The 13,437-nt window shown below is 44.0% G+C and carries 11 protein-coding genes, 15 tRNA genes and 1 rRNA gene; 20 read left to right on the top strand and 7 right to left on the bottom strand.

The features are described from left to right. Nucleotides 1-25 precede the first annotated feature (25 nt). The 17 genes from rrf (at nt 26) to MKY52_RS05105 (ending at nt 2,160) form a co-directional block, all read left to right on the top strand. A 5S ribosomal RNA gene (rrf, locus tag MKY52_RS05185) occupies nt 26-142 on the top strand. 58 nt (nt 143-200) lie between these two features. Then, nucleotides 201-277 (top strand) — tRNA-Ile (locus tag MKY52_RS05180). Nucleotides 278-280: 3 nt separating this feature from the next. Then, nucleotides 281-356, top strand: a tRNA-Asn gene (locus MKY52_RS05175). A gap of 5 nt (nt 357-361) precedes the next feature. Further along, nucleotides 362-454 (top strand) — tRNA-Ser (locus tag MKY52_RS05170). 16 nt (nt 455-470) lie between these two features. Further along, nucleotides 471-542: transfer RNA gene (locus MKY52_RS05165), tRNA-Glu, on the top strand. Nucleotides 543-548: 6 nt separating this feature from the next. Beyond that, nucleotides 549-624 (top strand) — tRNA-Val (locus MKY52_RS05160). 15 nt (nt 625-639) lie between these two features. Continuing rightward, a tRNA-Met gene (locus MKY52_RS05155) sits at nt 640-716 on the top strand. Nucleotides 717-788: 72 nt separating this feature from the next. Beyond that, a tRNA-Met gene (locus MKY52_RS05150) sits at nt 789-865 on the top strand. A gap of 25 nt (nt 866-890) precedes the next feature. Further along, nucleotides 891-968: transfer RNA gene (locus tag MKY52_RS05145), tRNA-Asp, on the top strand. Nucleotides 969-984: 16 nt separating this feature from the next. Continuing rightward, nucleotides 985-1,059: transfer RNA gene (locus tag MKY52_RS05140), tRNA-Gln, on the top strand. Between the two features lie 7 nt (nt 1,060-1,066). After that, nucleotides 1,067-1,142: transfer RNA gene (locus MKY52_RS05135), tRNA-Lys, on the top strand. A gap of 15 nt (nt 1,143-1,157) precedes the next feature. Next, nucleotides 1,158-1,241 (top strand) — tRNA-Leu (locus tag MKY52_RS05130). Between the two features lie 6 nt (nt 1,242-1,247). Beyond that, a tRNA-Gly gene (locus MKY52_RS05125) sits at nt 1,248-1,322 on the top strand. 8 nt (nt 1,323-1,330) lie between these two features. After that, nucleotides 1,331-1,407 (top strand) — tRNA-Arg (locus MKY52_RS05120). A gap of 30 nt (nt 1,408-1,437) precedes the next feature. Continuing rightward, nucleotides 1,438-1,511: transfer RNA gene (locus tag MKY52_RS05115), tRNA-Pro, on the top strand. 12 nt (nt 1,512-1,523) lie between these two features. Beyond that, nucleotides 1,524-1,594: transfer RNA gene (locus MKY52_RS05110), tRNA-Gly, on the top strand. A gap of 101 nt (nt 1,595-1,695) precedes the next feature. Further along, nucleotides 1,696-2,160, top strand: coding sequence for a YdeI/OmpD-associated family protein (locus MKY52_RS05105; protein WP_341050217.1), 465 nt, complete (start codon nt 1,696-1,698; stop codon nt 2,158-2,160). A 101-nt stretch (nt 2,161-2,261) separates the two neighbouring features. Here the strand turns inward: MKY52_RS05105 and MKY52_RS05100 are convergent, their stop codons facing one another. Continuing rightward, nucleotides 2,262-2,717 carry a GreA/GreB family elongation factor gene (locus MKY52_RS05100; RefSeq protein WP_060625163.1) on the bottom strand — a complete coding sequence of 152 codons (456 nt, stop codon included), beginning with the start codon at nt 2,715-2,717 and terminating at the stop codon, nt 2,262-2,264. Between the two features lie 394 nt (nt 2,718-3,111). Here MKY52_RS05100 and MKY52_RS05095 point away from each other — a divergent pair, with 394 nt between their 5' ends. After that, on the top strand, nt 3,112-3,306 hold the full coding sequence (locus MKY52_RS05095; protein ID WP_042184993.1) for a sporulation protein Cse60: 195 nt from the start codon (nt 3,112-3,114) through the stop codon (nt 3,304-3,306). Between the two features lie 156 nt (nt 3,307-3,462). Here the strand turns inward: MKY52_RS05095 and katA are convergent, their stop codons facing one another. Together katA and glgP are read right to left on the bottom strand one after the other, a co-directional pair. Then, entirely contained in the window at nt 3,463-4,920 is a 1,458-nt protein-coding gene (gene katA / locus MKY52_RS05090; protein WP_341050214.1) for a catalase KatA, read from the bottom strand. Nucleotides 4,921-5,170: 250 nt separating this feature from the next. Continuing rightward, complete coding sequence (gene glgP, locus MKY52_RS05085) at nt 5,171-6,787, bottom strand: alpha-glucan family phosphorylase (protein WP_341050213.1); 1,617 nt, start codon at nt 6,785-6,787, stop codon at nt 5,171-5,173. Nucleotides 6,788-7,040: 253 nt separating this feature from the next. Between glgP and rbsK the strand changes: the two genes are divergently transcribed. Both rbsK and aroD read left to right on the top strand, forming a co-directional pair. Then, complete coding sequence (gene rbsK, locus MKY52_RS05080; protein WP_341053342.1) at nt 7,041-7,991, top strand: ribokinase; 951 nt, start codon at nt 7,041-7,043, stop codon at nt 7,989-7,991. Further along, nucleotides 7,988-8,752, top strand: coding sequence for a type I 3-dehydroquinate dehydratase (gene aroD, locus MKY52_RS05075; RefSeq protein WP_076283813.1), 765 nt, complete (start codon nt 7,988-7,990; stop codon nt 8,750-8,752). The genes rbsK and aroD overlap by 4 nt, the downstream gene beginning before the upstream one ends. A gap of 70 nt (nt 8,753-8,822) precedes the next feature. Here the strand turns inward: aroD and MKY52_RS05070 are convergent, their stop codons facing one another. From MKY52_RS05070 to MKY52_RS05055, 4 genes are all read right to left on the bottom strand, one after another. Continuing rightward, complete coding sequence (locus MKY52_RS05070; RefSeq protein WP_076283814.1) at nt 8,823-9,599, bottom strand: MerR family transcriptional regulator; 777 nt, start codon at nt 9,597-9,599, stop codon at nt 8,823-8,825. A gap of 138 nt (nt 9,600-9,737) precedes the next feature. After that, nucleotides 9,738-10,625, bottom strand: a complete 888-nt coding sequence (locus tag MKY52_RS05065) for a carbohydrate ABC transporter permease (protein ID WP_081382815.1) — start codon at nt 10,623-10,625, stop codon at nt 9,738-9,740. 16 nt (nt 10,626-10,641) lie between these two features. Then, the gene (locus MKY52_RS05060) at nt 10,642-11,526 is read right to left on the bottom strand and encodes a carbohydrate ABC transporter permease (protein ID WP_076283815.1); all 885 of its coding nucleotides are present in this window, start codon (nt 11,524-11,526) and stop codon (nt 10,642-10,644) included. A 93-nt stretch (nt 11,527-11,619) separates the two neighbouring features. Further along, nucleotides 11,620-12,918 carry an ABC transporter substrate-binding protein gene (locus tag MKY52_RS05055; RefSeq protein WP_179085735.1) on the bottom strand — a complete coding sequence of 433 codons (1,299 nt, stop codon included), beginning with the start codon at nt 12,916-12,918 and terminating at the stop codon, nt 11,620-11,622. Nucleotides 12,919-13,437: the final 519 nt, after the last annotated feature.

Genomic DNA, 13,437 nt, shown 5'->3' with positions numbered 1-13,437 from the left:
TGAGCATTTACGATGTAAATGCCCGTTTGGTGGCGATAGCGGAGGGGTTCCACGCGTACCCATCCCGAACACGACCGTTAAGCCCTCCAGCGCCGATGGTACTTGGACCGAAGGGTTCTGGGAGAGTAGGACGTCGCCAAGCGGACAACCACATTACCCGTGGTATTTTTTTTGCCCTTAATATTGATGTGTCTTAAAAAGGGCCTTTAGCTCAGCTGGTTAGAGCGCACCCCTGATAAGGGTGAGGTCGGTGGTTCGAGTCCACTAAGGCCCACCATATTCCCTGATAGCTCAGTTGGTAGAGCACTCGACTGTTAATCGAGTTGTCACAGGTTCGAGTCCTGTTCGGGGAGCCATTTATGGAGAGGTGTCCGAGTTTGGCCGAAGGAGCACGATTGGAAATCGTGTAGGCGCCACAAGCGTCTCGAGGGTTCGAATCCCTCTCTCTCCGCCACAAAGTTTATTAGCATGGCCCGTTGGTCAAGGGGTTAAGACACCTCCCTTTCACGGAGGTAACATGGGTTCGAATCCCATACGGGTCATAACATGGAGGCTTAGCTCAGCTGGGAGAGCATCTGCCTTACAAGCAGAGGGTCGGGGGTTCGATCCCCTCAGCCTCCACCATATTCATTTAAACGACGCGGGGTGGAGCAGCCCGGTAGCTCGTCGGGCTCATAACCCGAAGGCCGCAGGTTCAAATCCTGCCCCCGCAACCAAATTTTCCTTAAGCATGATGTTTTGGGACTAGCTGGCGTAGTGTAAATGAATAGTATATAATTATTAAATGACGCGGGGTGGAGCAGCCCGGTAGCTCGTCGGGCTCATAACCCGAAGGCCGCAGGTTCAAATCCTGCCCCCGCAACCAATTTACTCTTATGCATTATGTCTATGGAACCGTGGTGTAGTTGGCCTAACATGCCTGCCTGTCACGCAGGAGATCGCGAGTTCGAATCTCGTCGGTTCCGCCATTTAGTTAATTATTGTTGGGGATTAGCCAAGCGGTAAGGCAACGGACTTTGACTCCGTCATGCATAGGTTCAAATCCTATATCCCCAGCCATTTATGAGAGCCATTAGCTCAGTTGGTAGAGCACCTGACTTTTAATCAGGGTGTCGAAGGTTCGAGTCCTTCATGGCTCACCATTATTTTTAAAGTGTGCGCGTGTGGCGGAATGGCAGACGCACCAGACTTAGGATCTGGCGTTTCACGACGTGGGGGTTCAAGTCCCTTCACGCGCACCATATTTTGCGGAAGTGGCTCAGCGGTAGAGCATCGCCTTGCCAAGGCGAGGGTCGCGGGTTCGATTCCCGTCTTCCGCTCCATAATTTTTGCGCCCTTAGCTCAGCTGGATAGAGCGTTTGACTACGAATCAAAAGGCCGGGAGTTCGAATCTCTCAGGGCGCGCCATTTTTATTACTAAGTAATTACATGTTTTGACGGGATGTAGCTCAGCTTGGTAGAGCACCTGGTTTGGGACCAGGGGGTCGCATGTTCAAATCGTGTCATCCCGATTTTATACCTTTGCGGGTGTAGTTCAATGGTAGAACTTCAGCCTTCCAAGCTGATAGCGTGGGTTCGATTCCCATCACCCGCTTATAATTAAGAAACATCTGTCTATTATAGGCAGGTGTTTTTTTGTATAGTTACATTTGTATGTATACAATAGAACTAGGGATTTTAGTTGAGGAGGTAACTATGTTCGAATTTGAAGCTAAATTAGTGCGACCTGATGCAAGTGGGAGCTGGACTTATCTTAACGTCCCTTTTGATGCCGAACAAATATTTGAAACAAAGTCCAGAATACAGGTAAAAGGAAATGTAAATGGAATCCCCTATAGAGGAACGCTTATGCCCCAGGGAAACGGAAAGCATTTTATGGTGGTAAAGAAAGAACTACGGGATCTAGCCAAAGCTCAACCTGGTGATATTGTGCGTGTGACGATGGAGCAAGATCATCAATTACGGGAGGTAGAAGCCCCAGAGGATTTCCTTGATGCGCTGAGTAGCCATGAGCAGGCAGAAGCTTATTATAACGGTCTGGCTTATTCTTATCAGAAGGAATATGTATCTTGGATCGAAGCGGCGAAAAGACCTGAAACCAGAGCATCTCGCATCGAAAAATCAGTCAGTAAACTGGGTGAAGGATTGAGGCTCAAATAAAAGTATGAAGAAGTGCTTAACAGGCTGAATAGATGAACAGCGTCCTCTTCCATAAGATTGGAAAGGGACGCTGTTAATGTTGGTGATATGTGCGAGTGGGCTTAAATAAGAACGGCCACCTCACCACAATTCACAAACTTAATACTTTCGATTTTTACTGATAACTCACCTGAAGGAATAGCTAGCTGACATGTACTGCCGATCTGAGCTAACAGCAACTGCATGCCAATAGGCGAGAACATTGAAATCTTGTTATCATTGGGTTCTGCCTGGTTTGGAAATACGATGGTGTAGGTATCTGTAGTATTGTCGTCTAAGTAGCGTAGCTGAAGCTGACTTCCAATCAATACGAGTGAATTCAATTCTTCACCATTGAAACGGGAAAGTAATTGTTCCAGCTCGGAGCAATAACGGGACAACAGCGTTTCAGCATTACTTCTTTGTTTGCTTCGTTCAGGGAAATACTGATTTAGAAATGCGATTTTTTCCTCATCAAAATAAATAAGCTGCTGGACCAGTTGTGTCCTTGAGCCTTCATAAATTAGACTATGGTTCATAGTAGATTTCACCCCCTCTAAGTAGCACATTCTTTGCAAATTTGTTATGACGCGTTGCCATATTAAAATCCCTCCTATACAAATAGAGGTCCCCTAGAGGGAACCTTCTGATCAGTATAACAGCTTCTATATGTAAATCCAATCCATTTTGAAAAGGCAATAAGTTCTTACTAAATATTGTATTTAAAACGTTTGACTATTGCATAGTTGGGTGCTATGATAGGCTGATGTTATAGGCATTTCGTAGAAAACTGCGGAATGCCTATACTATATTTCGAAGATAATTTTACATTAAATGTTACCAGGGGAGTGATACGCCATGTACATTTCGTTGAGTTCACCTATAGAATCTAGACATAAAAAGTAACTATAATTTATTAAAGGAGAGATCAGGATGATTCAAGTAAAAGAGTTTGTAGATGCTGATAATTCGTATGCTGAGAATAAGGCGAATGAGTTCTTGGCAGGGCTGCGTGAGGAACAGGTTGTGAATATCTGTTACGGTTCGGTAGTCAAATCTTCACGTGATGGGGCAGAGCATCAAAGAAGCAGTATACTGGTCGTGTATAAGACAAATGAAGGGCAATAACTGGAATACTTTTTTTTCGTGCTTATCTGTTGTCTCCACGCTATGCATCGTGATCGTTCTTATATATTATATGTTTTAGCTTTTCTTATGAACAAAGAGGACCTTTCCCATTTACGGGTAAAGGTCCTCTTTGATTGTATAAGTGCAATTACAGTCTTATATTACGTCTGGAACGGATAATCCTAAGCCGGATGCAACACGCTGTCCCAATTCCGGATCAGCTTTATAGAAATGAACAATTTGACGAAGTTTAATATCGTTACTTTCAACTGGTGTCATAGCGCCTACGATATTTTGAACAAGACGGGTACGTTCTTCTTCACTCATCAGGCGATACAAGTCACCAGGTTGTGTATAATGGTCATCACTATTGTAGGAGACACTGTCGGCATTTCCAGATACTTCGAAAGGTGATGTTTTGTACTGTGGTGCTTCTTTAGGTCCACCTAAGCTGTTAGGTTCGTAATAGGCACCGGATCCGCCATTGTTGCCGAGTGCCATGCCACCGTCACGTTGATAGTTCTTCACTTCTACTTTTGGTCGGTTGATAGGCAGGCTGTTATGGTTGGGACCTACACGGTGACGGTGAGCATCGCCGTAAGCAAACAGTCGACCCTGTAGCAATTTATCAGGAGAAGCTTCAATACCAGGGACGAACGAGCCAGGAGAAAACGTAACTTGCTCTACTTCTGCGAAGTAATTCTCTGGATTTCGATCCAGTACCATGCGGCCAACCTCAATTAATGGATAATCTTTTTGCGACCATACTTTGGTTACATCGAATGGATCAAAGCGGTAAGTGTTCGCATCTTCGATCGGCATAATCTGCACGTAGAGCTTCCACGCTGGGAAATCTCCTTTATCAATAGCATTGAACAAGTCTTCTGTATGATAATCTGGGTTCTCCCCAGCTATTTTGGCGGCAAGATCTGGAGCAAGGTTCTTAATGCCTTGTTCTGTTTTGAAATGATATTTCACCCAGACGGCAATGCCTTCGGCATTTACCCATTTGAAGGTGTGGCTTCCGAACCCGTGCATATGTCTCAACGTAGCTGGGATTCCGCGATCTGACATCAAAATCGTAACCTGATGTAGAGATTCCGGTGATAAAGACCAGAAGTCCCAAACCGCATTAGGGTTCTTTAAGTGTGTCTGTGGATCACGCTTCTGTGTATGAATAAAGTCAGGGAACTTGATTGCATCACGAACGAAGAATACAGGTGTATTGTTACCTACGAGATCATAGTTTCCTTCTTCGGTATAGAACTTCACAGCAAAACCACGTGGGTCTCTTACAGTATCAGCAGAACCTAGCTCCCCAGCTACCGTTGAGAAACGGATGAACAGTGGGGTACGCTTGCCTACCGCAGATAAAAAATTAGCTTTTGTATATTGAGTTAAATCCTGAGTGACCTCAAAATACCCATGAGCGCCAGCACCCTTAGCATGAACGACACGTTCAGGAACACGTTCTCTGTTAAAGTGGGCTAATTTTTCAAGCAGATGGACATCTTGCAGCAAAGTAGGACCACGATCACCGGCTGTCATTGAATTTTGATTGTCGCCTACTGGAGCACCCCAGCTGGTCGTAAGATTATTATTATTGGAGCTCATTAATAGAATCACCTCGTAAGATTTGATTTTAGATTTAGTATAAGTTCTATATTAATGTTTTTTGGGGAAAATGCAACACTTTTTGAATAATTGACACATTACAGTATGTGGTAATCGTCGTCCCATTCAGATATATATGATAGATAGAGTGATTAATTACTAAGCAGAGTTAAAAAAGAAATAGCGCACCTCTACCATCACTGGAGGGTGCGCTGTTCTATTTTGATATAGGAATATCCATTTTCTGTACTTAGTTTTTAATGTACATTCTGTTATAGTATTCATCCAGCATTCTTTTGGTGGCAAATTCGGTGCGAGTGGTTTCGATACTCTTCTTCATCATTTGTACCCACTGTTCACGATTCTCATAATAGGTTGGGAGTACTCGATTCAATAGGGTGTCGTATAGCGCATCACTATCATGCTTATCCAGAACCTCGAAGTCAGTAGTCTCGAAGCCGTCTCCGATCTGCCAGCCATTCTCGCCATCTATACAGGCTTCCGGCCACCAGCCATCTAGAATAGAGCAGTTCAATACGCCGTTCATGGCTGCCTTCATCCCGGAGGTACCACTTGCTTCCAGTGGTCTACGCGGATTGTTGAGCCAAATATCAGAACCGCGTGTCAGCTGTGCGCCGATAGTCATATCGTAATTCTCCAGGAAGACAACACTCTTCGGATATTTTTTCATCATCGCCACTAAATTGCTGACGATTTTTTTGCCGTTATCATCGAGTGGATGGGCTTTGCCAGAGAAGACGATTTGTATTTTGCCGGACTCCAGATAAGGCTCAATAATTTCCGGCTGCGAGAAGATCAGGTCACTGCGTTTATAAGGAGCAGCTCTGCGTGAGAAGCCAATGAGTAGATTGTCAGCATTTAGACTAATGCCGGACCGTTCTTTGATGAAATCAATCAGTTCACCCTTAATTTCCTTATGCACTGCCCATAAATCGCCATTTTGTTCATAGGCTTGTGTCATTCTTTCATCTACCCAGGTAGGGGTATGAATGGCATTAGTAATGCCAATGATGTCCGATCTTCCGGCAACCTCTTTCCACATCTTATTGGCTGTATCCGCATGAAGCTGAGCCACTGCATTGGAAATACGGGAGAGTCGCAGACCGGCAACCGTCATGTTGAACGGCTCACCACCGATACGCTCCATCTGGTCGCGGGTTAAGCCATTGAATGCACTCATATACTCTAAGCGGTCGAGCGGATGGGTTTCGTTGCCTTCTTTTATCGGTGTATGTGTAGTGAACACAACCTCTTCCCGAGTAGCTTTCCAAGCTTCCTCAAAGGTGCTGCCTCCGGACATCTTCTCACGAATGAGCTCGATGGCTGCTAAGGCTGCATGGCCTTCATTGAAATGATAGACATCAATCGAAATGCCCAGAGCACGCATAGCTTTTACTCCGCCGATCCCGAGTACGATCTCTTGAGCGATCCGTTCCTCACCGAACCAGCCGTACAATTGTCCAGTAATCCAAGCATCATTATTTTCGGGGATATCCGTATCCAGTAAATACAACGTGCTGTTGCCAAAATAATCAGTCTTCCATACTTTGCACACCACATCGGTCTTTCTGACTTTTACGGTTACCTTCACCCCTGTATCTTCAAGAAAATCATAAACATAATTGTGATAGGAGTCGTATGGATTACCGTTCGCATCAATTTTTTGATCCGTATAACCTTGTTTCCACTTCAGCCCGATAGGGATGATAGGAGCATTGATGTCTTTAGCTCCCTTAATGTAGTCTCCGGCGAGAATTCCAAGCCCTCCGGCATACATTTTAAAATCGGAATGTAACCCATACTCCATACTGAAATAAGCTACTGATGGTAATTTTTGTTCGTTCACTTGATAAGCCTCCTAATCGCGGATTAGATTGAATTGCAGTAAAGCTGCTGGCATTATCTACGATGCAAACGTTTGCCCAAAAAACAGTCATCAATCGTTGTGGAAGCGATTGCACCATCATTCTAGCACACTTTATCTACAAAAGCATAACGTCAATTTGGTGAAAATAGCCAATAAGGGGCAAAATCAACGGAAGTGATTGATAAAGTGAAGGGAAGACCCTAAGATAAAGAGATTGAAGAAATAATTATTGGTGGTGTTTAAGTTGGGTATAGTTGTGATTGGAAGCTTAAATATGGATATGGTAGTACGTACGAACCGAGCACCGAATGCAGGAGAAACGCTTATGGGACAAGCATTTGCTCTATCTCCCGGTGGAAAGGGAGCGAATCAAGCCGTTGCCGCAGCACGTCTGGGTGCTGAGGTTAGTATGATCGGCAGCGTCGGAAAAGATACCTTTGGAAGCGAAATGCTGGAGATTATTAAGCAAGAAGGTATTCATATAGAACATATCTCAGTGAGTGAAACGGAGGCAACAGGTGTAGCTTCAATCGTTATTGAAGAAGATGGAGAGAATCGGATTATCGTTGTTTCTGGGGCGAATATGGAGCTTTCTGCGGAAGATATTCAGATGTTGGCGCCTGTAATTCAACAAGCTAAGTTAATCGTGCTACAGCTTGAAATGGATTTAGCAATGACCGAACAGGCTGTTGCTATTGCCCATGGTTATGGGATTCCAATCATTTTAAATCCTGCACCAGCCAGAAGGCTTAAGGATGAGATGTTAAGTCAAGTAACCTATTTGACGCCAAATGAGACGGAAGCAGGAATTCTAGCTGGGATGACTGTCGATAGTATAGAGACGGCTGAGCAGGCTGCCCGTATTTTGCTACAAAAGGGTGTTAAGAACGTTATTGTAACTTTAGGTGCTAAAGGCACATTGTTAGTTAATGCTGAGGGGACCAAGTTAGTTCCTGGGTTCCCGGTAAAGGCAATAGATACAGTTGCTGCGGGAGATTCCTTTAATGGTGCACTCGCACAGCAGTTAGTCTCAGGTAAGTCATTGGAGGAAGCGTTACGCTTCGCGAATGCTGTCGGTGCTTTGGCTGTTGGGAAAGCAGGTGCAATACCGTCACTGCCGTATTTGCCTGAGGTTGAAAATTTTATAAAGCATGTATCGGATGATAAGGAGCTAAAATCATGAGCAGAACATTAATCGTTAAAAATGTAGTGATCGGTGAAGGAATACCTAAAATATGCGTCCCGTTAATTGGTGCTACCCTTACTGAACTGAAGCAGGAAGCTGAAGCCTTAAAAGAGCTAAATCCTGATTTGGTGGAGTGGCGTACGGATTTTTTTGAAAAAGTGGAGGATTTAGAAGCAGTGAAGTCAGCGTTAAGTGATATTCACGCGATCATTCCGGATCTTCCGCTGATCTTTACGTTCCGTAGTGCGAAGGAAGGTGGAGAGAAGCAGGTCAGTATAGAATATTACATAGCTCTTAATGTTGCTGCTGCTGAGAGTGGGCTAGTAGATATTATTGATGTTGAATTGTTTAATGAGGAACAGGATGTACGAGGATTAGTTGAGGCTGCTCACGCTCATAACGTAGCTGTTATCATATCGAATCATGATTTTCATAAAACACCTCCCAAAGAGGAGCTAATCTCGCGTCTATGTAAGATGCAGGAGCTTGGTGGGGACTTGCCTAAGATTGCAGTTATGCCTCAAGATGCAGGTGACGTTCTGACCTTGCTAGAAGCCACTCATATTATGAAAACTAAACATGCAGATCGCCCGATTATTACGATGTCCATGGCAGGAGCAGGAGTAGTCAGCCGTCTGTCGGGTGAAATCTTCGGTTCAGCATTAACGTTTGGGGCCGCGCATAAGCCGTCTGCACCAGGCCAGGTCGCTGTAGCTGAGCTTCGGAATGTTTTATCGCTGCTGCATCGTAGCTTGTAAGAGGTATCAGCAGAGATTCGAAAAAATAGAGCAGGGACCGGAATTCCGGCACTGCTCTATTTTTATCTCATTATTTTGCTCCTGTATACACATGCACTGCATCTCTTAAGAACGCTGCAAGTCCAGGACGGTGCTTGTCATAGTAAGCTGTGAAACGCTCATCATCCACGTACATTTGAGCTACACCCGCATGTGCTTCTTTGGTATAAGAATTCCAGTAGAAGGAGAGCCATTGGCGATGCAAGTCAGCACTCTTTTGTGCCAATACGCTAGCAGGATCTCCAGCTTCCATCGCCTGCAACAGGAACTCGAACATTTCCGACTCGATCTGCTGTATAGCCGCATACTGTTCTTCAGTCATACCCTTCAGCTTCTTGTTGGACTGATCTACCGTGCTGTCTCCGTATTTTTCCCGAATCTCCTGACCATATTTCTTCTCGTTATCCTCAATCAGCTTTTGCTTAAAGCCCTCGAATTTCTCTTTATCACTCATTATAATTTGTCCTTCCTTATGAGCCAGCGTCTGTTCGACGTTAGCAATTAATAGATCTAGCTGTTGTCTCTTTTCCAGTAGCTTATCATGATGCTTTCGTAGTGCTCTCGTTCCGTCAAAGGACGGTTGTGTAACAATCTCTCTGATGTTCTCTAGACTTAAACCAAGCTCTCGATAAAATAGAATTTGCTGCAGCAAATCTACTTCACGCTGACCGTAAATACGATACCCGGAAGAGTTGATTCTAGCCGGCTTAAGAATGCCAAACTCATCGTAATATCGCAAGGTCCGTGTACTAACACCAGCTAACTCCGCAAGCTTCTGCACTGTGTATTCCGTAGTATCACCTCCCACAAATTCACTGTACACCTTTACGTAGCGTAAAGGTCAAATATTATTTTATAGTTACCAAAAACAGCGGCAGCTACCCTCTGAATGATCATTGGGAAGACTACCGCTGCTTAATTATATTATTTATGTTGTGATAGGAGACTATTTAAGTGCACCTTCGGTCAGACCCGCAACGATATAGCGGTGAAAGAAGATATACACAATAATCATCGGCAGTGTAATGATAGCGAGTGCGGAGAACAGTAGCTTGTAATCGGTCATATACCTGCTGGAGAACGCCAAGAGTCCGACTGGGATGGTTTTTAAGGCATCATTCTGGATGTACAGCATGGCAAGCAATAGTTCATTCCAGGAATTTAACGCCGAGAAAATGCCAACCGTAGCCATGCTAGGGATCAACAGAGGGAAAATGATCTTTCGGTAGAGCAACCAGTCACCACAGCCATCCATGCGTGCAGCCTCCATAAGCTCTCTGGGAACGGAGTCTAAATAGGCTTTAAGCAGGATGACCGCAAGTGGCAGCCCAGTTCCAATATAAGGTATAATCAGTGCCCAATAAGAATCCTTCAAATTCAGTTGCTCAAAAATATAGCTCTGTGCAATAAAAAACGATTGCAGAGGCATAAACAGACCGAATACGAACATCAGCATTAGGAGGCTGCTTCCACGGAAGCGAAGCTTGCTAAAGGCGAAGGCTGCGAGGCTTGCGAATAGCAGAATGCCAATGACAGTTAATATCGTGACAATGATGCTGTTCTTAGCGTAGGTACTCATATTGCCGATATTCCAGGCTTTTGACCAGTTCTGTAGATTAATCGTTTCCGGTAGTGCAAACGGAGTTGAGAAGATCTTATTATTTTCACGGAAGGATGAAAGGATCAGCCAAACAATCGGATAGAAATAGAAGCACGAGAGCACGATCATGAAGATATAGTATCCAATATGCGAGAACCATTTATTGTTGGACGTAGCTTTGACGGAGTTGCTGTTTTTTTTAATAGGAATGACAGTGGTGGTTAGTGGGGGCATATACAGTTCTCCTTTCTCAATACTCCAGCGCGTCGGAGTCCTTCTTAGTTAATTTGCCGGTAACGAGTCCGATCACAGCGATAACAATCGTCATGATGACAGCCAGCGCGGAGCCATAGCCGATGCTCATATGAGTAAACACGACTTTGACGAGATAGGTAGTAACAATTTCCGTTGAGTTATAAGGACCACCATTGGTCATAACATAGAACAGGTCGAAGGCTTGAAACCCAGTTAACACACATAGCAGGATTCCCGTTTCCACCAAATTACGAATCATTGGAATTTTAATTTTGAAAAAAATATGTCTTTCTCCTGCACCATCCAGATAAGCAGATTCATAGACCTCCTTGGAAATACGCTGTATGCCAGAATAAAAGATAGTCATATAGAATCCAGCATATACCCATCCGGAGACAATACAAATTGCGTATAGTGCGGTATCAGGGTTGCCTAGCCAGACGCGTGTCCAGCTCTCCAGGCCGATTGTGTCCAGCAGCATATTGACGATCCCAAAATCGGAATTGTAAACAAATTTCCACAGGTAGGAGATAACAATCATTGGTAACATGACAGGAACAAAGAAGGCGAGTCGGAATAGTCCGCTGCCTTTGCGACCCATTGTTATTAAACCTGCAAGTCCAAGTCCGACTAATACTTCCACAAATACCGTAGCAACAATATAGATAAGTGTATGTCCATAGGAGCTAATATAAATACGGTCATGAAAAGCCCGAATATAGTTGTCGAAGCCTGTGAAGGTCATTGCGCCGATCCCGTTCCAGTCATAGAAGCTGAATACGAAGGTCATGAGAACAGGCACAAGCACGACAAAGGCAAATATCAATACAGCGGGGGCTGTGAACAAGTAAGGGGAAAGCTTATTACTCTTGCCGGACATGACAATACCTCCAGTTCATAAGTATGGGGAGACCGCCCAAGGTATACTGCTGATGAGCGGTCTGATGAGACTTATATAAAGGATGAGGAATGTTTATTTAAGTGGGGCTATGGTTGTTTCCAATTCGGATAAAGCGTCTTCCGGGGATTTGGCTCCACCAATGATTTGAGATGTAGCCATATTTAAGGCATTTGCAACCTCGATGGAATAGCCGGTATCAGGAGGCGATACTAGAGCAGGTGCATTTTCCATCAGATCATTTAAGCTTAACGAGAGCGGGTGGGTCGTTTCGGTATTAATACCATCTTTAGTGATCGGTACAGCCCCGGCATCGGATAGCTTTTTAGACGATTCAGCTGAACTATATAATTTCATAAAATCAATGGCTTCGTCGATCAGCTTAGAGTTCTTGTTGACGACCATACCATTAAGTACGCCGATTACACTATCCTGATTGCCTTTACCTTCCGGCATGACTGGAGTATTGAAGTAGCCTAGCTGAAGATCAGGGTTTTCTTCAACAGCGGTTGGGACAAGCCAACTACCAATGGGGTGCATGGCCGCGCTACCGTTCAGGAACATCATGTCACCTTCACTGTCGTTGAGGGCATTCACATTGTCGTTGATGTAGCCTTTATCCCATAGCTCCTGTACATAGGTGTATGCTTTAATGAAATCTTTTGAATGAAACGGTTGCTTTAACTGCAGCGCTTCACTGTAAGCATCTTCTCCTACTACTCTAGAAATGACATGGGCAATCCAGTTGCCGGCTGTCCATAGATCGGAGTTACCGATAACAAGCGGCGTAATGCCGGCATCCTTAAGCTTCTGGCACACTGTAAGGAACTCCTCCCAGGTGGTAGGCGGTTCAAGACCTTGCTTACTGAAGATTTCTTTATTGTAAAAGATCACATTTGTCACATCGCCTGCTGTTGGAATCATATACGTCTTGCCGTCGACAATCATACCGTTGAAGGTGCCGTCAGCAAACATATCCTTCAGGCCTGAGCTTTGTAGTTGTTCGGTAATATCTGCGGCATAACCATCGCTTACTCTTGTCTGTAGCCGTTGTCCAGCCCACTCGAAATAGAGGTCGGGAGCATTTTTGCCGCTGAGTAGATTGGGTAGCCCGATGGTCTGGTATGTATCATCATCCTGATAGTTGAACTCAACTTTAATCCCCGCATGTTGGCTTTCGAATTCCTTTCCAATGTCCTCCCAGACTTTAATTAAACCTTCACCTGGTGAACCCATGGCAATGCGAAGTGTCTGCGTTTTTCCCTCAGTAGTGCCTGTGTTTACTGCTGTGCTCTCTTTGTTTGAGGTGGAGGAACAGCCTGCCAAAGTAGTAATCAGCATTGATGCAACTAGTCCAATCATCCATTTTCTCAATCGATCATCTCTCCTTGAGTTTAATAGAAACAATAATGAAATTGACATCGTGCTTACTTCCTATACTGCTAAGAGTGCCTAAGTTTCTTCTTCCATTAGCTTTCGTGTGATTTAAGTTGACACAGGAGGGCGATGTTGGCATGAGCTAAGAGGAGTAATAAATTGGATGAAATAAATGTAGTAACAACTTAGTTCTCATTATTGATTATATTTAATGTGATGTCAATCACTTTTGAGATTTTAATAAGAAAAATAATGCAGGGATGCTAACTGTAATCCGGGGGCTTTAAAAATTAACATTAGTAAATGAAAGCGCAAACAAAAGTGGATGTATAAGGGTTTATATTCTAAAGGGTTTTGAATTATGCTGAATAAAATTAAAATGAATGCACTCTAAATAAGCTATTGACAATTTGTTATGATTAAAAATAGAATGTGATTAAACGTTACTACAAATTATGAGAATATTACATGGAGGTGACATAATATTAGCATTTGAGTTTTCTATATGGTGAAACT

Origin of the sequence: Paenibacillus sp. FSL P4-0184, from assembly GCF_038004625.1 — a bacterium.
Classification (GTDB): Bacteria; Bacillota; Bacilli; order Paenibacillales; family Paenibacillaceae; genus Paenibacillus_AQ.
This window is presented reverse-complemented; position numbering and strand designations above follow the sequence as displayed.

Bases quoted from the DNA above. Each gene is read 5' to 3' on its own strand.
- MKY52_RS05105 (WP_341050217.1), top strand. From the start codon at position 1,696: ATGTTCGAATTTGAAGCTAAATTAGTGCGACCTGATGCAAGTGGGAGC.
- MKY52_RS05100 (WP_060625163.1), bottom strand. From the start codon at position 2,717: ATGAACCATAGTCTAATTTATGAAGGCTCAAGGACACAACTGGTCCAG.
- MKY52_RS05095 (WP_042184993.1), top strand. From the start codon at position 3,112: ATGATTCAAGTAAAAGAGTTTGTAGATGCTGATAATTCGTATGCTGAG.
- katA (WP_341050214.1), bottom strand. From the start codon at position 4,920: ATGAGCTCCAATAATAATAATCTTACGACCAGCTGGGGTGCTCCAGTA.
- aroD (WP_076283813.1), top strand. From the start codon at position 7,988: ATGAGCAGAACATTAATCGTTAAAAATGTAGTGATCGGTGAAGGAATA.
- MKY52_RS05065 (WP_081382815.1), bottom strand. From the start codon at position 10,625: ATGCCCCCACTAACCACCACTGTCATTCCTATTAAAAAAAACAGCAAC.
- MKY52_RS05060 (WP_076283815.1), bottom strand. From the start codon at position 11,526: ATGTCCGGCAAGAGTAATAAGCTTTCCCCTTACTTGTTCACAGCCCCC.